Origin of the sequence: Pseudoalteromonas sp. A25 (assembly GCF_009176705.1) — a bacterium.
GTDB lineage: Bacteria > Pseudomonadota > Gammaproteobacteria > Enterobacterales > Alteromonadaceae > Pseudoalteromonas.
In genome coordinates, this window is record NZ_AP021846.1 from 112,501 (window position 1) to 130,959 (window position 18,459).

Below are 18,459 nucleotides of genomic sequence, written 5' to 3' on the forward strand. Positions count from 1 at the left end.
ATGTTAATCAGGGTAGGGTAAGTCGACCCCTAAGGCGAGGCTGAAGAGCGTAGTCGATGGGAAACGGGTTAATATTCCCGTACTTGGAATAATTGCGATGGGGGGACGGAGCAGGCTAAGTAAGCATGGCGTTGGTTGTCCATGTGAAAGTGTGTAGGCTGGCGACTTAGGAAAATCCGGGTTGCTAAGGCTGAGACACGAGACGAGCCACTACGGTGGTGAAGTTACTGATGCCCTACTTCCAGGAAAAGCCTCTAAGCTTCAGATTATTTCGAATCGTACCCCAAACCGACACAGGTGGTCAGGTAGAGAATACTAAGGCGCTTGAGAGAACTCGGGTGAAGGAACTAGGCAAAATCGTACCGTAACTTCGGGAGAAGGTACGCTGACATTAGGTGAAGAGCTTCGCGCTTGGAGCTGAAGTCAGCCGCAGTGACCAGGTGGCTGGGACTGTTTATTAAAAACACAGCACTGTGCAAAATCGTAAGATGACGTATACGGTGTGACACCTGCCCGGTGCCGGAAGGTTAATTGATGGGGTTAGACTTAGGTCGAAGCTCTTGATCGAAGCCCCGGTAAACGGCGGCCGTAACTATAACGGTCCTAAGGTAGCGAAATTCCTTGTCGGGTAAGTTCCGACCTGCACGAATGGTGTAACCATGGCCACGCTGTCTCCACCCGAGACTCAGTGAAATTGAAATCGCAGTGAAGATGCTGTGTACCCGCGGCTAGACGGAAAGACCCCGTGAACCTTTACTACAGCTTGGCACTGAACATTGACCCTACATGTGTAGGATAGGTGGGAGGCTTTGAAGCACAGACGCTAGTTTGTGTGGAGCCGACCTTGAAATACCACCCTTGTAGTGTTGATGTTCTAACTTAGGTCCCTTATCGGGATTGAGGACAGTGCCTGGTGGGTAGTTTGACTGGGGCGGTCTCCTCCCAAAGAGTAACGGAGGAGCACGAAGGTTGGCTAAGTACGGTCGGACATCGTACGGTTAGTGTAATGGTAGAAGCCAGCTTAACTGCGAGACAGACACGTCGAGCAGGTACGAAAGTAGGTCATAGTGATCCGGTGGTTCTGAATGGAAGGGCCATCGCTCAACGGATAAAAGGTACTCCGGGGATAACAGGCTGATACCGCCCAAGAGTTCATATCGACGGCGGTGTTTGGCACCTCGATGTCGGCTCATCACATCCTGGGGCTGAAGTCGGTCCCAAGGGTATGGCTGTTCGCCATTTAAAGTGGTACGCGAGCTGGGTTTAGAACGTCGTGAGACAGTTCGGTCCCTATCTGCCGTGGGCGTTTGAGAATTGAGAGGGGCTGCTCCTAGTACGAGAGGACCGGAGTGGACGAACCGCTGGTGTTCGGGTTGTGATGCCAATTGCATTGCCCGGTAGCTACGTTCGGAATCGATAACCGCTGAAAGCATCTAAGCGGGAAGCGAGCCTCGAGATGAGTTCTCACTTTAACTTTAAGTTAACTGAAGGGCCGTTGAAGACTACAACGTTGATAGGCTGGGTGTGGAAGCATGGTGACATGTTAAGCTAACCAGTACTAATTACCCGTGAGGCTTAACCATACAACGCCAAAGTGGTTTTGCACGTTAGAAGTTAGTATTACTAGAGTAGTGTTTTACGAATTATCAGAATTTCCGAATTTAAGAATTAAACAAGGTGAGCGACGAAGCGGTATCGCGAAATTGATTCACCTTGCGCAAATGGAATGCTCGTGCGATGCACGATGTCATTAAACATTTGCACTAAGAATTTGCTTGGTGAACATAGCGTTTTGGAACCACCTGACCCCATGCCGAACTCAGAAGTGAAACGAAACAGCGTCGATGATAGTGTGGCAGCTGCCATGTGAAAGTAGAACATCGCCAAGCACCTAATAAAAGAAAGCCCGATTCGAAAGAGTCGGGCTTTTTTGCGTTTGGGGGGTTGTAGGCTGTGATAAGCGCAGCGCCATCCAACATTGAGGTGAGCCCTTCGGCAGTCTATTCACCTTGTGGAGTGATATTCACGTCACTTTTAAGTCTTAGACAGCTCTTGATATAGTTATCGAAGTAGGCCCGATCTTGCCAAAGAGTTTTAACACCAACGTCAAATATCGAAACGTATTGTGCACTGTGCTTATTGATAAGCAAGTATCCTTGAGTTACAAAAGCTGGTTTGTCTTGGAAGGTTATCAACTTATTTTGCTCTTGCGTGAGTGTCTTTGCATATTCCGTTTTTGTCTGTTCTGTTAAAATGACAACGTCTGCTCGTTCTCTGAGTAGGAAAGACAAGTTTTTAGTCGTATATGTTGCGTTGACTATGCTGATATCATGTCGTTCTATTGCTTCAAGTAATTCATCAGGATAAGTGAGGCCTTGGTTGAGTACGAGTCGATATGGTGCGAGATCTTTATAAGTTTGGTAGTTAAGGTTCAAGCTAGTTAAATGATAAAACCGACTAACTTCAGTTGTTACTGGCGTTTTGGTATAGATATAGTCTTGAGCGCGTTGTTCGCTAAAATACCAATAAGCACTGCCCGAAAACGCCTTTTTTTGTCCTTCTTGATATGCCCTATCCCAGGGCATGAATACAAATCTCACTTTAAGGTTTGACAGTGCAAAGGCGTCACGGATGAGTTTTGCAACACAACCTTGATCTCTGCGCCCTTGATCCATATAAGGGGGCCATTGACCTGTGCTAATATATATCGTCTTTGGTGGGCTAAGTGCTGTACATACACCTGCGTTAACTAATAAAGATAGATAAAGAAGTTGTCGTAGCACCATTATTCTCGAAGGAAAGTATTATTATTAAATATAGTCACTTTCTTATTTTAAGGAAATGAGGTGGTCACTTTTTATGGACACATTTAAAACTATTCTAGCAAGTGCAAGTGAACGTAAAGGGGGAAAGCGCAATGTACTTTCTTTACTTACCGAGCCTAGCACACAGCAACAACTTGAAAAGCTTACTGATTCCGATTGGCTTGAAGAATTTACTCGTAAGGTTTTTCAAAGTGGATTTTACTGGAATGTTATTGATGCTAAGTGGCATGGATTTAGGGAAGTGTTTTGGGACTTTGATGTCGATAAGCTGCTAATGATGTCTCCAGACATGCTTGAACAAAGAGCCAGTGATGAACGTATTGTTCGTAATTATAAAAAAGTGATGACCATTGCACATAATTGCATGATGATCTATGAAGTAGCACAGGAGCATGGGTCTTTTTCACAGTTTATAGCGCAATGGCCAACAGATGATATTACAGGCTTGTGGCTGTACTTGAAAAAGCATGGCGCTAGACTAGGTGGCAATACAGGACCATTTGCGCTTAGGGTATTGGGCAAAGATACTTTTATTCTATCGCGTGATGTAGAGTCTTATCTGCGCGCTCACGGCATTATAGACGGTGGGCTACATTCCAAAAAATCACTCGTAGCTACACAAAACTTCTTTAACACCTTGGTATCCCAAAGTGGTTGGTCTTTGCAATCACTTAGCCAGCTTATTGCTTTAAGTGTAGGCGATAATATTGTTCATTCGGTTGAAGCGTCATGAGCTTTTTTGATAGATACACCCAATTGGGTTCACAGTTTGCTGTGATGCACTCGCCAAGGTTAGCAAATAGTGTGAACCCAGAAAAACTCAATTTATTGTTATGGAACGAAGACGTTGCAAATAAATACGCTATTGCTATTGATAAAGGGCAAGCACACCTTTATTTGAGTGGGCATACTCCACTCAAAAACAGCACCGCAAGCGCTTTAGCGTATTCAGGGCATCAATTTGGCCATTTCAATCCCACTTTAGGCGATGGCAGAGCGCATATTATCGGTAGTTTTAATGACAACTCTGGTAACACATATGACTTACAGTTAAAAGGTTCTGGGGCTACGCCTTTTTCGCGAGGTGGAGACGGGCTGTGTGCGCTTGGCCCGGCAGTCAGAGAGTTTGTTATGAGTCAGGCGATTGATGCGCTTGGGGTACCAACGACAGAATGCCTGTCTGTTGTTGCAACGGGCGATGATGTATATCGAGAGTCATTGTTACCGGGGGCTATTGTATGCAGAGTTGCTAGCAGTCACATTCGTGTCGGCTCTTTTCAATATTTGGCTTTGCAGCAAGATAAAAAAGGGTTACAGCAGCTATTAGACATGGCAATTGAGCGCTATTACCCAGAGATCACTGCGCAAGGAGACGACCGACTAGTTGAGTTTTTGCGAGCGGTATGTAAAAAGCAGGTCGCACTTATTATACATTGGATGCGAGTCGGATTTGTTCATGGTGTGATGAATACCGACAATACACTTGTTGGAGGTGAAACAATTGATTACGGTCCATGTGCTATGTTAGAAGGCTTCTCTTTTGAGCAAGTATTTAGCTCTATAGACCGACATGGGCGATATGCGTTTGGTCAACAGCCCAATATAGCTAGCTGGAACTGTGCACGCTTGGCTGAGTCATTATTAATGTTGTTTGCAGCGAACGAGAAGCATGCTGTAGAGCGGATGAGTGACGTACTGGCTGAATATGCAAGTGACTTTAATAACCAGTATCAGCTTATGTGGGCAAATAAACTGGGGTTACTAGAGTGGCGTGAAGATGATGCCAGTTTATTATCAGAGTTACTGGGTATACTTAAAACCGAAGGACTAGATTATACAAATAGTTTTGCGGCTTTAACGAATCTAACTTTTGAGAACCCCTTGTCTTGCTTTGAGGTTCCAAAAGAGCTTTCACCTTGGCTTCCAAAGTGGCGAGCACGTATTAATGAATACAATAGATCGCAAGTGTGTGCTTTGATGCGCTCGGTTAACCCTGCCATTATCCCCAGAAATGCTTTACTGGAGCAAGTTATTCAGGATTATTACGAACAAGGTCAAAGTAAGTTACTTGAGCATTGGCTACCTTTGCTTAAAGCGCCTTATCAGTATCAAGAATACGAACAATGTTACCTTGAATTTACGTCAAAGAGTGCCTCCTACAAAACCTTTTGTGGCACATAATTTTATAGGATGAATATGACACAGACGCTAACTTGGCAAAGCATCAAGCGACAAGTGCTAGCACACAAAAGACCACTTTTGATAGCGCATGTCATCGCATTTTTTGCGGCATTAGTGAGTGTGCCAATTCCGCTGATGATGCCTTTGCTGGTTGATGAAGTATTGCTCGAAAAGCCGGGTCCTGCGATTGACTTTTTGAATGGCTTGTTGCCAGTTGATTGGCAACAAAGTGCGGTTTATATCGTTATCGTACTATTGAGTGTTATGTGCATGCGTCTTGCTGCACTGGTCCTTGGCGTTATCCAGTCGAGACAATTTACCATCATAGGTAAAGATATCAGCTTGAATATTCGTGAGCGCCTGCTGATACATTTACCCAAGGTTAAACTCAAAGAATATGAGACTCAGGGCGCTGCGGCGATTAGCTCTAGGTGTATTACCGATGTAGAAACATTGGATCAATTTATCAGCCAAACCTTGTCACGGTTTTTAATCGGGCTGCTGACAATCATTGGCACAGCGATCGTGTTGTTGTGGATTGATTTAACACTTGGATTGGTGATTTTGCTACTTAACCCCGCGGTTATTTATTTTTCTAGACAGTTTGGTAAGCGTGTCAAACATCTAAAAAAAGATGAAAATGCGGCATTTGAAGCTTTTCAGGCTGCACTGGTTGAGACGTTAGATGCTATAGCACAATTAAAAGCGGTGCGTCGGGAGACGAGCTACTTTGAGCACGTTCGTTCCACCGCAGCCGATCTCAAGTACTTTGCTGTTCAATCACAATGGAAAACAGATGCAGTTAATCGTTTGAGTTTTACAGTATTTTTACTCGGTTTTGAGGTCTTTAGGGCCATAGCAATGTTGATGGTAGTGTTTGCTGATCTGACCGTTGGACAGATATTCGCTGTATTTGGCTATTTATGGTTCATGATGGGACCGGTCCAAGAATTACTTGGCATTCAGTACGCCTACTATGGAGCTTCTGCAGCGCTACAAAGGTTGAATCAGGTGTTTGCTTTTAAAACGGAAGCAGCAGCACCAAAGCAAAACTCTTTCGTGTTTGAACAATCAAAAATAGGCATTTCGTTCCAGCATGTTAGTTTTGCATATCAACCAGAATTGCCGGTTTTGCAGGATGTATCTTTAGAGATCCCAGCGGGTAAGAAAGTCGCCGTTGTTGCCGTATCAGGTGGAGGAAAATCGACGTTAGTGCAACTGCTACTAGGGTTATATGAAAAGCATTCAGGGAGTATTGAAATTGCGGGCACGCCTGTTGAGCAAATTGGATATCAGAATATAAGAGAAAATATTGCGACCGTATTACAGCAGCCCATTCTTTTTAACAGCACTATCCGAGATAATTTATCATTGGGTCGAGAGCACAGTGATGAGCAGCTTTGGCATGCGCTTAAAGTTGCAGAGTTAGATAGTACGGTGAGAAGTATCGATGGTGGGCTCGATGCATTGGTTGGGCGTAATGGCATTCGCTTATCTGGTGGGCAGAAACAACGATTAGCTATAGCAAGGATGGTGCTTTGTGACCCTAAAGTGGTGATCTTAGATGAAGCTACATCGGCGTTAGACATCGAAACAGAGTCTAAAATTCATAATAATTTAAAGGCATTTTTGCATAACAGGACTACTTTGATCATTGCCCATAGACTGAGCGCGATTAGACAAGCAGATCTAATTTACGTTTTAGACGATGGTCGAATATCGCAAGCGGGTGATCATCATAGCTTGTTGTCTGAAGAGGGCTTATATCAAACATTATTTGGTCATCGTTAACTCCATAAATGCGTAAATGTGTTTATGTTAAGTAAAAATTAATTTATAGCCTACTATTATAAGGCTAAATCCATGAGCTATCTGTGCTCACTTAGTATTAAAGGACGGGACAAAAGATGAAATTTAAATCAATTAGCTTGGCAATCGCAACGCTTTTGGCTGCCTCTGCAGTGAATGCAAATGAGCACAAAGAAGGGGTTCACTTTGGCGTGTTTGGCGATTACTACAAAGCAGATTGGAACGATGTGCGTGACGCCGCGAGTGTCGATGTTGATGACTCAACGGGGTGGGGTGCAGAAATCGGATATCGCTTTAACAACAATTGGAGTGCACGTTTAGAGTATGCCGATATGGACTTTGATCTGTCGGGTGCGTCTACGGGGTCAATGGATGCCGATCGTTTTGGTGTTGATGCACTTTACCACTTTGATGATAGCCCTTTTTATGGTCTAGTTGGTTTAAAAGCCGTGGATGTCTATAAAAGCCTGACATTTGCTAATGTGGGTGCCGGTTATCGCCATTACTTCAATAATAACTTTTTTGTTAATGCTGAAGCTGCGGTTTATCAAGGATTAGACCGTGGCTACACCGATGTTGGTGCCAAGCTTGGCATTAACTATTTCTTTGGTTCTAGCGCACCTGCGAAAAAAGTAGAACCAGCTCCAGCTCCTGTGCAACAGCCAGTTGCTAAGGACAGTGATAAAGACGGTGTTATGGATAGCGATGATCGCTGTGCAAATACGCCTATGTCAGACGCTGTTGATAGCAGTGGTTGTACAAAATATGAAGAGCGTCAGGTATCAGTGAAACTGCTAGTACGTTTCCCTCATGATGCATCGAAAGTCAATCAACAATACTTTGATGATATCAATGAAGTTGTTGCGTTCATGAAAGAGTATGAGTCGGCGACGGTTGTGCTTGAAGGTCACGCCTCTGTAGTGGGTGATGCTAAATACAATCAAGCACTATCTGAAAGACGTGCTCAAGCAGTGGCAAAGCAAATGATGAGTGATGGTATTGCGGCTGAGCGTATTTCTACCATTGGATACGGTGAAGAGCGTTTGAAAAATACTGCGAATACCAAAGAGGCACATGCCCAAAACCGTCGTGTAGAAGCAACGGTAACTTCAACTGACCGAGTTAAAGTTAAACGTCAGTAATCTGCAAAACGTATTTCCACGATAAGGCCCATATCATTGGGCCTTTTTATTGTGCACTTTTGAATGCGCACTCGGTTAGCACAAGCTGCTCGTTTAGTTGGTAGCATACTTCAACTTGCATCCCTTTTTGTACGCTAGGTGATAAAGACTCAGTTATGACAAATAGCAACTTCTGCGAATCAAAGTCGATTAGTTGGGCTGCTTCAAATCCAAAAAAACGTTTCACACTGGGATATAGGGCTTTATAAATACTCTCCTTTGCGGAGAATATCACGGTGAGCGGGCAGGGAACGTATTGCTCTAAAGTAGTATGTATTCCAGTTTCAAGGGGGTGGAGGATCTGCCCTTTTAATTTTGTTTCTTGCGATCTAGACATATGTTTTTCAATATCGATGCCGAGCCCTTGCAATTGATGCTCTAGAGCCGTCATCGCAAGTGCGATACCCTGTGTGTGGCTGATACTACCAATGATATTCTGGGGCCAAATGGGCGCTCTATCTTCTGCCGTTTCTACACAGACATGTTCTATACCCATTTGTGCAAGTGCAGTATGAGCACAGATCCTACCTGCTAAGTATTCTGCTCTGCGTTTAGGTACGGCATTCGCTAACTTCGCTGGCATTACTACATTATTTTTAGGGAAATCGGTTTGCTCGAATTGGTCAACATCGAACGTGCAGCAATGGTAAGGGAAGTTGAGTAATGGCTTAAAAGGATGAGCAGGAAGATAGTGCATAAATGATTTGGTGTTATTGTTAGTTGATGAGTAATTTAACATAGTTATGACAAAGGCTCACACGCCTAAAATGATTATTTCTCTGTCGAAGGCTGAACGTTACACTGAAGATCAGTTAAATTGAGGTATTTATCTTTTTTTGGATAATATAATACGCATAGGCCATCTTTCATCAGTAGCTCAAACCGAGTTACAGATATGTCATGCTGACCCAATATGGGCTCGTAGCCGTGTTGATTCATTCCTTGTTCTAAGATGAGCGTGCTGCTGCGCATAAACACGTTATCTGCTAGCTGTGGTGCGACACCGCCTTTGAGTTGCACAATTGCGTCTTGGAGCTGCTTTTTTACTGCCGGCGAAGTATTTGCCAAGTGTGCTTTGTAAGTCATAGTGGGTTGGCTGTGTTTACAGCCAACCAGTGTAAAAATACAGCCCAGTAACAGATATGAAGCGCGCGATATCATTTAGTGTGACTCCTTAATCGGCAGTGTTACAGCGCCATTTCTAAGTGGGTGCATAGGGATATCAATCGCAGGGCCGTAGGCATTCATGCTAGCACCTTGTATCGCTCTGTTAGCGGTTTTTTGGGGGCATTGACCCGTATTCATATAGTTTAACGCAGCCGCAAAGAGCGCTTCGTCAGGCGAGCCAAGCGCTCTAGAGAAATCATCACCAACGGTACATCCTGATACTCTGTTAGATAAGCCTAGCTCAACATTGTTTTGGCCAGAAGGTACTGGTAAAAAGCCGTCGGCATAGTCACCAAATCCTTTCGCATTTTCACTTCTAAATTGAACGGTATAGTAGACTTGCCCACAGTTTGCGGTAGGGAAAAAACCATAAGGCTTGCCACATGTTGGTGCGCCAATCATCACCACATCGACATCTATTCCTCGTAATGCATTAATCACCAGCTCACTGGCTGAGCAAGTACTGTTCGTTGTTAATATATATACTCTGTCTAAATTGATACTGGGGAGCGTTTCATCGGTATACACTTGTTCTTCCCAGTCAATTACTCGATACTCGAAACCCATAGCGCGGTTTTCTGCGGTGCGCTTATCATTGTAAACTGTGTTGCTGAACACCCTTCCTGAATTGTTGGGACCTGCTCCCGTATTCGTCGGTCCAGCAATCATATAGGCCAGCTGAGAAGCCATATTGATAAGGCCGCCGCCGTTGTAACGTAAATCAAGTACTAGCTCAGATACATTTTTCTGAGCAAAAACCTCAAATGCTTCAATTAGCGGCCTTTGTCCTACAGAAATAAACTGATCAAACTGTAAGTAACCAACACGACGGTCGTTAATCGTGGTTACTTGATGCTGTCGAACCGGCGTTGAGGCAATATCACCAGCGATCAGAGATACTTCATTGATGCTGCCATTGTTTTTTAGCAGTGTAAAAGTATGGCTATCTCCGGCTTGAGGGATCAGCGCGTTATTGATGGCTGCCAGTTCATTCGAGCTGGTGGCACTAATGTCTATCCCGTCAATGGCGGCTATGGTGTCTCCTCTTTCAAGGCCCGCTTGCGCAGCTGGAGAGTTCTCTTGTATGTAAGCTACGCGTATTACCCTCGGAGGGGTGCGATTAACAAAAGCCCAGCGCACACCATAGCTTGCTGAGACACCTGATTGCGATTCTTTCTTATAGTCTTCGTAGCTTTCTGAAAAGTGGAACTGATCTTTTTGCTTACCAGACGCCGTTGTAGCCGAGGTTTTCAACGAATTAAAATAAGCTTTAATTGAGTCGAATGTACTCGGGTTTTGATCGGGTATTTCGTCATACCACAGATATGTTTCGTGGCTAAAAGAGCGCAACCAGAGCTTTTCTAACATGGCGCTGCCTGCTTTATCGGGGTAGGGCGTATTCTCAAAAGGGTCTATACCACTGCGAGGGTTTGCACAGTAATGTTGGTATTGGCTTGATGGCGGGTATACTGAAGCATTCCACGTTTCTGAAGGCGTGTTAGACGCATTCACTAGAGCAGTTGTGGAGTTATCACTGCCGCCTCCGCCACAACTTACCAACGTAACGGTAAAAACTAAACTTAAAAGCCTAAAACTGAAATTAGAATTGTTCATATTATGCGCTTTTTAAAACTAATGACTAAAAGCTAGCAAGGGCAGATTGCAAAGGCAATACAAAAGCACAAAAATCGTTCCGATATTGTTTACTGTTTTAGAAAGTAGCAGCCATCAATAACGTTGCTCGCCAGTTATAGGTGCAGATAGGACTTTACTATAGCCAGTCAGAGCTTACTTGGTTACACTTGCCTTTAGCAGCTATCTTATAATCAATTAGTTTAGGTAAATTAAATCATATGTCAGAAATACAGTTTTTAAACGTCGACTTGGAATTAGAGTCAAAACATGACATTAGCGCCTTAGTAAGTGATTTGAAGCAAAATGCCATTGTTTTACATTACGATAAAGATGAATATCGCCAATTAGCACGTATTGAAGCGGATGCTGACGTGTTGAGTCCCGATAAGGCGATAAATCACCTTTGCGAGCTAATTGAATCGTGCTCAAAAGCGGCTTTAAAGCAGTGGCTATCATGTACAAAGCGTACTTTTGACATTGGATTTAACTCAGGTACTTCTCCAAAGTGTTACTCACAAGCATTACATGCAGATACTTTGCTACGCATTTCAGCCATTGGTGCGGGCTTAGAAATTACTTTGTATCCTACTGAATAAAAACTCTACTTTTTTAGTGTCACTTATTGAGCGGTCTACGTGATGAGGGTAGACCGACTTAAAATTCATTTAAACATTGAAAAAAAAGACTTTGTGACTTGGTGTGCGATTGCTATGGCGGTTATGTCGCGACAGCTCTTCGTTCCGATAAAAATAAATTTGTTAATTTTATTTTAACGGGTTGCTAAAAAGTTAAATAAGTTTTATCTTCTTCTACTCAACAGCACGGATTATTGTCAGGAGTAGAATGTGAAAAAACTAACACAATTAGCATTACCCGCATTATTGGTGGCGATGAGTTTGCACGGGCAAGCTGCTGCGTCAACGTTACAAGTTCAACAGGTATTTCCAGCACTTGACGTGTATAACCCTGCCAGCGATCAAATTGCTGGAATGAAACAACAACTGGCGCATCAACTTGCTAAGCAATTACCAAGTATAAGCACTCATTTACAAGCACAAATGAGCCAATATCGTTTGCAAGTGCCGTTATCTGAGAATGTTGTGTCAGGGACGCTAGCAAAACAACTCCAAAGTGCAACAGACTACACGCGCGTATTAAAAGGCTTACCAAGTTCAGCTGATTCTTTATATCAGCTAAGACTTGCCGATGTGGCTATGCTTGAGCGCTGGCAGCAAGGTGAAGAGGTATTGATTGCTTTTGCGCCTAAAGGCGATGATAAAACTTGGCTACATGTTGAGGCCTATGATCAACAAGGTAATACGCATTTGCTTGATGCGCATACATTGCCTAAACAGCCTGTACTTGTGCTAGAAATTGATGGCCGTCAGAGTATGAAAGAAGGCTTGGCAGTGATGCAAAGTGTCTTTGATAATCGCCTTGGCAAAACAGAGCCATTATCAACAGAGATACAAAGTGATGCGCAACCTATTTCGACTAGCGTCCTTAAACGAATTCGTCTAAATGACGATGAAGAACCTTGGATCCTAGGTGCCGCAGAAGTATACGGTGTTGTTACTGGTGTAGACCCTAGTCGAGATGAACCTGTGCTCGATATCGTTGATATGCCATACCTTGATCACGATGGACGAGATTACACACCAAACCAAATCGTCATTCATTGGGAACGTTACCGTTGGCAAGCTGCTGATATGTTACTAATGGAGCAAGACGACAACACCAACTATCAAACCTTGGCGACGACATTTTTGGATATCGTGACTCAGGTGATGCGCACAATTCCAGACCCTAATGTACAGGGGTATGCCATTATTCCTCAGTTAACCAACCAGCTGATCAAGGCAATGCCAAGCTCATGGTTCACTAATGATGATGATTATGTTGATGTGTTTTACACCCTATTCGAAGGGCAGCAATATACGGATCATATGGGTGCCAGTGGCAACGCTAAAGTCAGTTTATCTCCCTTAACCATTAACCCTCGATAATTCCCCATTGAGTTGGTTAGCAGCCTAATGGACTAGGCTGCCTTTTTCAACAATGAGTTATAAGCAAAAAAAGCCACGATGAAGTGGCTTTTTAACGGTTTACCAAATTTGTTGCACAAATTCTGGATGATCAACAAATGGGTTACGGTTGCCTTGGAATTCATGGGCCGCTTGGTTGCGAGCGCGCTCTAGATCATCTACTGGATCTGCTTGGTGCCAGCGCAGTAACATAGCAACAACCCACGGTTCAAATACTTGAGTCGACGTACCATTGAGTACCGCATCACTGTATGTTGTGTTGTTTTGCCAGTTACTTATCACATTCTCATACCGCGTAGCCATATAGAAATAAGCACGGGCAAAATCACCTTTAAATTGATCTATGGGCTCAAATACCGTCCCTGTATAGTTTAGGGTGCTTGATGCATTGCCTAGCTTACTGCCATTACTAGATACATAAGTGGCGCTGGCAACTTCACCAAATGGAAAGTTACTGCGCTTTGAGTTCACAAAGCCATCTGTGGCAAAAATATGGTGAATGTCAGAGTTCATAGGTTCTATTTTGCCGCCAAACCAGCTTTTGGGAAAAGAGTGTTCACGATTGTAACAATCCCCCTCGCTAGAATAGGAACCACATTGATTAGTCACTGCAACATAGGTAATGCTATCTGCACCATTTGGCTGCTCTGAATAGCGATCGAGTACAGAATTATCTTTTTCAAAGTAATTGTCGCGCTCTGATTGATCGATAAATTGCCAAATTGCTGAGTAACCCTGTGATTGGTGCGTACTGATTATGCTGTGCAGCTGACTTTTCAGTGCATAGCCCGTCAGCCCTGTGGTCGATGCATAATACTCTGAAGGGTCGGTGGGTGTGCCACCGCCGTTACCGCCCCCATTACCGATGGTAAAGGTGTGCTGTTGTTGGGTCGTAAAGCTGCTGCCTTGTGCGAGTGTGCCGCTAGGTCCAGTTAGGCTGTAAGCGCCATTACCATAGCTACAACACATGCCATCACCATAGCTATCCAATATGGTGAAAGTGTAGCTATCATCATTTACGCATAGTGTTTCAGAGTAGCTTTTGTTGCTAGCATAACCACTGCCAGAAGCGACTTGTGTATTGCTGCTGTTGGTGAGTGTCCAGCTGGTTTCACTGCCATAGTTGTCGGTAGTGAGTGATAAGTTTAAAGATGTGGCTTGGCAGGTGTTAGTAGGTGGTGGGGGGGTGGCTTCGGTAGGTTGAAAATTATCGATGTAAACAATCTCACTACCATCAAATCCGGTGCCATCATAAAAGCGCAACCCTACATTGATAGTGGCATTGGCTGTTGCTGTGTATGTGTGGCTAATTTGCTGCCATTGGTTAAGGGTGAATGGATCGGAGTAGCCATGATAACCATCGACGATTAAACGTGCTTTTACGCCCCCTTCAGTATGATACACCCATGTACTGAATGTATAGCTTTGCCCCGCTTGAACGCTCACTTGCTGTAATAAATCGGTGTTGCTTTGTGTGCTGGTATTCACAGTGACTCGTGCCGCAGTTTGGCCAGACTTTATTTGATCACTTGTTGCGCTTAGTGCAACTCCAGAGTCTACAGTGGTCCAACCTGATGGCTGATTTTGCTGCCAAACTTCAAAATCACCATTGATCACTTGAGCGAGTGAGCTTTGGCTTAACGATGTTAACCCTATGACTAGCGCAAGCTTATGTTTAAAGGAAAGTTTCCCGTGTTTCATTTGGTTTCTCTTTTTATTTAAAGTTATATTTTTGCTTTTATGTAAACAAAGGCCGAGCTTACTGAACCTTTGTTATTGCAATGTTAATATTAGAGTGTCTATTTTTAAAGCAATTCTTTTAATCTGTTTTTGTTGGTGTTTTTGTATATTAATAACCAAATGGAATATAAAAGCAGATCTTCGTCTTTTTCTTGTCTGTAGAGATCAGTATGCTGCAGGCATAGAAAAGCTTGCTGCTAACTTTTAGCAAGTTAAACACCAATCTGAGCAAACGATGTTTTAGGGTTACGGGGATTATTCGATGTTGTTAGGTCAACTTAGTGCTGCGGCAAGCCCGCTCACGCAAGAGCAAGTGCAAAAATTACAGGGTCTAGTTGCAGAGCTAAATCCAATTCAGCAAGCCTGGGTAAGTGGTTATTTAGCTGCCAATGCTAATACTGCGTCATTAGCTGGTAATGTGGGTGCTGCTGGTAGTGCTGTTGAAGCTGCGCCATTGACTATCCTATACGGCTCTCAAACCGGTAATGCGAAGGCTGTTGCGAGCCAATTAAAGTCGCAAGCTGAAGCGCGAGGTTTAAGTGTTAAGCTTGTTAACATGGCAGATTACAAAACATCGGCGCTTAAAAAAGAGAAGTTTCTAGCCATTGCTGTATCGACGTACGGTGAAGGCGAGCCTCCCGAAGATGCTGAAGCGTTACATGCATTTTTAGCCAGTAAGAAAGCCCCTAAATTAGATGGGGTTAAAGTTGCCGTGATTGGTCTGGGTGACACAAGTTACGAGTTTTTCTGTCAAACAGCGAAAGACTTTGAACAGCGTTTAACGAAGCTTGGCGCTGATGTAGCTTATCAACGGGCAGACCTAGATGTTGATTACGAAGAGCAAGCTACACAATGGATAGCGGGTGCATTAGATGTTTTTGAGCCAGATTTAAAAGCGCAGCAACAAAGCCAGAACAATGTGGTTAGCATGGGTCTATCAGCACCTGTTGCGCAAAGCCAATATACTAAACAAAACCCGTTTGCGGCTGAGCTGAGCGTAGTACAAAAAATTACAGGCCGAGATTCAACTAAGGATGTACGCCATGTTGAGATCTCATTAGAGGGCTCTGACATCACCTATCTACCAGGTGACTCTTTGGGCGTGTATTTCTTAAATGATGAAGTGCTGGTGGATAAAGTCTTAGCGGCGCTAGAGATAGCTCCAGAAACGTCGGTAACAATTGGTTCAGAGGCATTATCAGTTAGAACTGCGCTGATTGAAAAACTAGAACTCACTCAGTCTTACCCTGGCTTTGTAGAAAAGTATGCGCAAGCAACGAATAACGCACAATTATTAGCGTTAGTAGAAGATAAAGCCGCACTTCGTGAATATATTGAAGCGCGACAAATTTTTGATGTGATCTTACAAAATCCAGCAAAGATTGCCGCTCAAACATTGGTAGAGTGTGCGCGTAAGTTACAAGCGCGTTTGTATTCTATCGCGTCAAGCCAAGCAGAAGTTGAAGATGAAGTACACCTAACGGTGGGCTTAGTTGAATTTGATGCATTTGGTGAAAAACATTTTGGTGGTTGCTCAGGTTATTTAGCAAATCGCGCTGAAGAAGGTGTGAAGGTTAAAGTGTTCAGTGAGCACAATGATAATTTTCGTTTACCTGCCAATGATGAAACGCCCGTGATCATGGTTGGGCCTGGTACCGGTATCGCGCCATTCCGAGCATTTTTACAAGAACGTGAAGTACGCGAGGCGAATGGTGATAACTGGTTGTTCTTTGGTAACCCTCATTTTACTCAAGACTTCTTGTATCAAGTTGAAATTCAAGGATACGTTAAGTCAGGGTTGTTGAATAAAGTCGATTTGGCGTTTAGCCGTGACCAAGCGCAAAAGATTTATGTGCAAGACCGTTTACGCGAAAAAGGCGAAGAGGTGTTTGCATGGTTAGAAAAAGGCGCACATTTTTATGTGTGTGGTGATGCCAACCGAATGGCAAAAGACGTACACCAAGCCTTGATTGATATTGTTAAAGCCCATGGTGGCAAAGATGACGAACAAGCTGAGCAATACCTAAAAGAGCTGCGCAGTCAAAATCGTTATCAAAAAGATGTGTACTAAACCAAGTACACAAGAATGACCGTCACAGTAGAATTTTTAGGATTGAGCCATGAGCACAGATTACAAACCAAATAGCAAGCTAGACCCCAACGCAAAGTTTGCAGATAACGAGCGCTTGAAAACGCAAAGTAACTTCTTACGCGGCACCATAGAAGCCGATTTAAAAGATCAGCTAACGGGTGGTTTTACTGCAGATAACTTTCAGCTTATCCGTTTTCATGGCATGTATCAGCAAGATGACCGCGATATTCGCCCTGAGCGTACTAAACAAAAATTAGAGCCATTGCATAATGTGATGCTGCGTGCTCGTATGCCTGGCGGCATCATTAAGCCACAACAGTGGTTGGCGATTGATAAGTTCGCACAAGAAAAGTCGATGTATGGCAGCATTCGTTTAACGACCCGCCAAACGTTTCAATTTCATGGTGTACTTAAGCCAAATATTAAAGAAATGCACCAAATGCTTAACAGTGTTGGCATTGACTCGATTGCAACGGCAGGCGATGTAAACCGTAACGTCCTTTGTACTACAAACCCGGTTGAATCGGAGCTACATCAAGAAGCGTATGAGTGGGCAACTAAAATTTCTGAGCACTTATTACCACACACCAAAGCGTATGCGGAAATTTGGTTAAACGGTGAAAAAACGGAAACTACTGAAGAGCCAATTTTAGGGTCTACGTACTTGCCGCGTAAGTTTAAAACCACGGTGACGATCCCACCGAATAACGAAGTAGATGTGCATGCCAATGACCTTAACTTTGTCGCGATTGCTGATAACGGCAAACTGGTTGGCTTTAACGTGTTAGTCGGTGGCGGCCTAGCGATGACCCATGGTGATGTGAATACGTACCCACGTAAAGCAGACGACTTTGGTTTTATTGCGCTTGAGCATACGCTGAAAATTGCAGAGCACGTAGTGTCTGTACAGCGTGATTGGGGTAACCGCGTTAACCGTAAAAATGCGAAGACTAAATATACCCTAGACACGTTTGGAGCGGATGCGTTTAAAGCGGAAGTAGAAAAACGAGCGGGTGTTACATTCGAAGAAAGTCGCCCGTATGAGTTTACTCACCGTGGCGATCGTATTGGCTGGGTTGAGGGCATTGATGGTAAGCACCATTTAACTTTGTTTATTGAAAATGGTCGTATTTTAGATTACCCCGATAAGCCATTAAAAACAGGTTGTAGAAAAATTGCCGAAATTCATCAAGGTGATTTCCGTATGACGGCAAACCAAAACCTGATCATTGCAGGTGTGCCGTCAGAGCAAAAAGCGCTGATTGAACAAATAGCGCGTGAGCATGGTTTGATCAATGACGCACATACTAACCAGCGTAAAAACTCTATGGCGTGCGTTGCATTGCCAACGTGTCCATTAGCCATGGCGGAAGCTGAGAGATACCTTCCAGACTTAGTAACTCAGGTTGAGGGCTTACTTGAGAAGCATGGGGTGGCTGATGACAATATTATTTTGCGTGTTGTTGGTTGTCCAAATGGGTGTGGTCGAGCCATGTTAGCGGAAGTAGGGCTTGTAGGTAAGGGGCTGGGTAAATATAACGTGTATTTAGGCGGTAACCGTCAGGGAACGCGAGTGCCTAAATTGTATTTAGAGAATGTTGGTGAAGAGGTTTACTTACCTGCGCTAGATGAACTCATCGGCCAATGGGTGAGTGAGCGTCAAGAAGATGAGTGCTTTGGAGATTTTGTGATCCGTAAAGGCATTGTGGCTGAAGTTAAAGTATCAAAAACCGACTTTCACGCATAAATAATAGGTGACTTGGCAAGTACGCTTGCCAAGCTAG

Annotated in this window: 13 protein-coding genes and 2 rRNA genes (1 of these 15 only partly in view); 10 read left to right on the forward strand and 5 right to left on the reverse strand. The window is 43.8% G+C overall.

Annotated elements, in window-relative coordinates; genetic code table 11:
* Both GDK41_RS00495 and rrf read left to right on the forward strand, forming a co-directional pair.
* Positions 1–1,583: ribosomal RNA gene (locus GDK41_RS00495) — 23S ribosomal RNA — on the forward strand; it begins 1,302 nt to the left of the window's first position.
* Between the two features lie 191 nt (positions 1,584–1,774).
* Positions 1,775–1,889, forward strand: a 5S ribosomal RNA gene (rrf, locus tag GDK41_RS00500).
* Positions 1,890–2,000: 111 nt separating this feature from the next.
* Here the strand turns inward: rrf and GDK41_RS00505 are convergent.
* On the reverse strand, positions 2,001–2,786 hold the full coding sequence (locus tag GDK41_RS00505) for a substrate-binding periplasmic protein (RefSeq protein ID WP_152084585.1): 786 nt from the start codon (positions 2,784–2,786) through the stop codon (positions 2,001–2,003).
* A 73-nt stretch (positions 2,787–2,859) separates the two neighbouring features.
* On the opposite strand from GDK41_RS00505, the gene GDK41_RS00510 reads away from it, so the two are divergent.
* The 4 genes from GDK41_RS00510 to GDK41_RS00525 all read left to right on the forward strand — a co-directional run bounded on the left by GDK41_RS00510 (position 2,860) and on the right by GDK41_RS00525 (position 7,957).
* On the forward strand, positions 2,860–3,558 hold the full coding sequence (locus GDK41_RS00510) for a DNA-3-methyladenine glycosylase I (protein WP_152084586.1): 699 nt from the start codon (positions 2,860–2,862) through the stop codon (positions 3,556–3,558).
* Positions 3,555–5,006: a protein adenylyltransferase SelO gene (locus tag GDK41_RS00515; protein ID WP_152084587.1), complete on the forward strand. Its 1,452-nt coding sequence runs from the start codon at positions 3,555–3,557 to the stop codon at positions 5,004–5,006. The genes GDK41_RS00510 and GDK41_RS00515 overlap by 4 nt, the downstream gene beginning before the upstream one ends.
* Positions 5,007–5,021: 15 nt before the next feature.
* Positions 5,022–6,797: an ABC transporter ATP-binding protein gene (locus tag GDK41_RS00520; RefSeq protein WP_152084588.1), complete on the forward strand. Its 1,776-nt coding sequence runs from the start codon at positions 5,022–5,024 to the stop codon at positions 6,795–6,797.
* 116 nt (positions 6,798–6,913) lie between these two features.
* Positions 6,914–7,957 (forward strand): OmpA family protein, encoded by a 1,044-nt coding sequence (locus GDK41_RS00525; RefSeq protein ID WP_152084589.1) that lies wholly within the window; start codon positions 6,914–6,916, stop codon positions 7,955–7,957.
* A 46-nt stretch (positions 7,958–8,003) separates the two neighbouring features.
* On the opposite strand, the gene GDK41_RS00530 is transcribed toward GDK41_RS00525, so the two are convergent.
* The 3 genes from GDK41_RS00530 to GDK41_RS00540 are packed head-to-tail and all read right to left on the reverse strand — an operon-like array spanning position 8,004 to position 10,777.
* Entirely contained in the window at positions 8,004–8,735 is a 732-nt protein-coding gene (locus GDK41_RS00530; RefSeq protein WP_232056495.1) for a 4'-phosphopantetheinyl transferase family protein, read from the reverse strand.
* A gap of 32 nt (positions 8,736–8,767) precedes the next feature.
* A complete protein-coding gene (locus GDK41_RS00535) occupies positions 8,768–9,157 on the reverse strand; it encodes a hypothetical protein (protein WP_152084590.1) in 390 nt (129 codons plus the stop codon).
* Positions 9,158–10,777, reverse strand: coding sequence for a S41 family peptidase (locus GDK41_RS00540; RefSeq protein WP_152084591.1), 1,620 nt, complete (start codon positions 10,775–10,777; stop codon positions 9,158–9,160). It lies immediately after the preceding gene.
* A 239-nt stretch (positions 10,778–11,016) separates the two neighbouring features.
* Here GDK41_RS00540 and GDK41_RS00545 point away from each other — a divergent pair, with 239 nt between their 5' ends.
* Together GDK41_RS00545 and GDK41_RS00550 are read left to right on the forward strand one after the other, a co-directional pair.
* Positions 11,017–11,394: a hypothetical protein gene (locus GDK41_RS00545; protein ID WP_152084592.1), complete on the forward strand. Its 378-nt coding sequence runs from the start codon at positions 11,017–11,019 to the stop codon at positions 11,392–11,394.
* A 249-nt stretch (positions 11,395–11,643) separates the two neighbouring features.
* Complete coding sequence (locus GDK41_RS00550; protein WP_232056496.1) at positions 11,644–12,804, forward strand: DUF3103 family protein; 1,161 nt, start codon at positions 11,644–11,646, stop codon at positions 12,802–12,804.
* A 99-nt stretch (positions 12,805–12,903) separates the two neighbouring features.
* On the opposite strand, the gene GDK41_RS00555 is transcribed toward GDK41_RS00550, so the two are convergent.
* Positions 12,904–14,544 carry an endonuclease gene (locus tag GDK41_RS00555; protein ID WP_152084593.1) on the reverse strand — a complete coding sequence of 547 codons (1,641 nt, stop codon included), beginning with the start codon at positions 14,542–14,544 and terminating at the stop codon, positions 12,904–12,906.
* Positions 14,545–14,845: 301 nt separating this feature from the next.
* Between GDK41_RS00555 and GDK41_RS00560 the strand changes: the two genes are divergently transcribed.
* Together GDK41_RS00560 and cysI are read left to right on the forward strand one after the other, a co-directional pair.
* Positions 14,846–16,654 (forward strand): assimilatory sulfite reductase (NADPH) flavoprotein subunit, encoded by a 1,809-nt coding sequence (locus GDK41_RS00560; protein WP_152084594.1) that lies wholly within the window; start codon positions 14,846–14,848, stop codon positions 16,652–16,654.
* A gap of 49 nt (positions 16,655–16,703) precedes the next feature.
* Positions 16,704–18,422, forward strand: a complete 1,719-nt coding sequence (gene cysI / locus GDK41_RS00565; protein ID WP_152084595.1) for an assimilatory sulfite reductase (NADPH) hemoprotein subunit — start codon at positions 16,704–16,706, stop codon at positions 18,420–18,422.
* The last annotated feature ends 37 nt before the right edge of the window (positions 18,423–18,459 follow it).

Coding starts and splice junctions, on each gene's coding strand:
- GDK41_RS00530 (WP_232056495.1), bottom strand. CDS start 8,735: ATGTTAAATTACTCATCAACTAACAATAACACCAAATCATTTATGCAC.
- GDK41_RS00525 (WP_152084589.1), top strand. CDS start 6,914: ATGAAATTTAAATCAATTAGCTTGGCAATCGCAACGCTTTTGGCTGCC.
- GDK41_RS00545 (WP_152084592.1), top strand. CDS start 11,017: ATGTCAGAAATACAGTTTTTAAACGTCGACTTGGAATTAGAGTCAAAA.
- GDK41_RS00535 (WP_152084590.1), bottom strand. CDS start 9,157: ATGATATCGCGCGCTTCATATCTGTTACTGGGCTGTATTTTTACACTG.
- GDK41_RS00515 (WP_152084587.1), top strand. CDS start 3,555: ATGAGCTTTTTTGATAGATACACCCAATTGGGTTCACAGTTTGCTGTG.
- cysI (WP_152084595.1), top strand. CDS start 16,704: ATGAGCACAGATTACAAACCAAATAGCAAGCTAGACCCCAACGCAAAG.
- GDK41_RS00520 (WP_152084588.1), top strand. CDS start 5,022: ATGACACAGACGCTAACTTGGCAAAGCATCAAGCGACAAGTGCTAGCA.
- GDK41_RS00560 (WP_152084594.1), top strand. CDS start 14,846: ATGTTGTTAGGTCAACTTAGTGCTGCGGCAAGCCCGCTCACGCAAGAG.
- GDK41_RS00555 (WP_152084593.1), bottom strand. CDS start 14,544: ATGAAACACGGGAAACTTTCCTTTAAACATAAGCTTGCGCTAGTCATA.
- GDK41_RS00505 (WP_152084585.1), bottom strand. CDS start 2,786: ATGGTGCTACGACAACTTCTTTATCTATCTTTATTAGTTAACGCAGGT.
- GDK41_RS00540 (WP_152084591.1), bottom strand. CDS start 10,777: ATGAACAATTCTAATTTCAGTTTTAGGCTTTTAAGTTTAGTTTTTACC.
- GDK41_RS00510 (WP_152084586.1), top strand. CDS start 2,860: ATGGACACATTTAAAACTATTCTAGCAAGTGCAAGTGAACGTAAAGGG.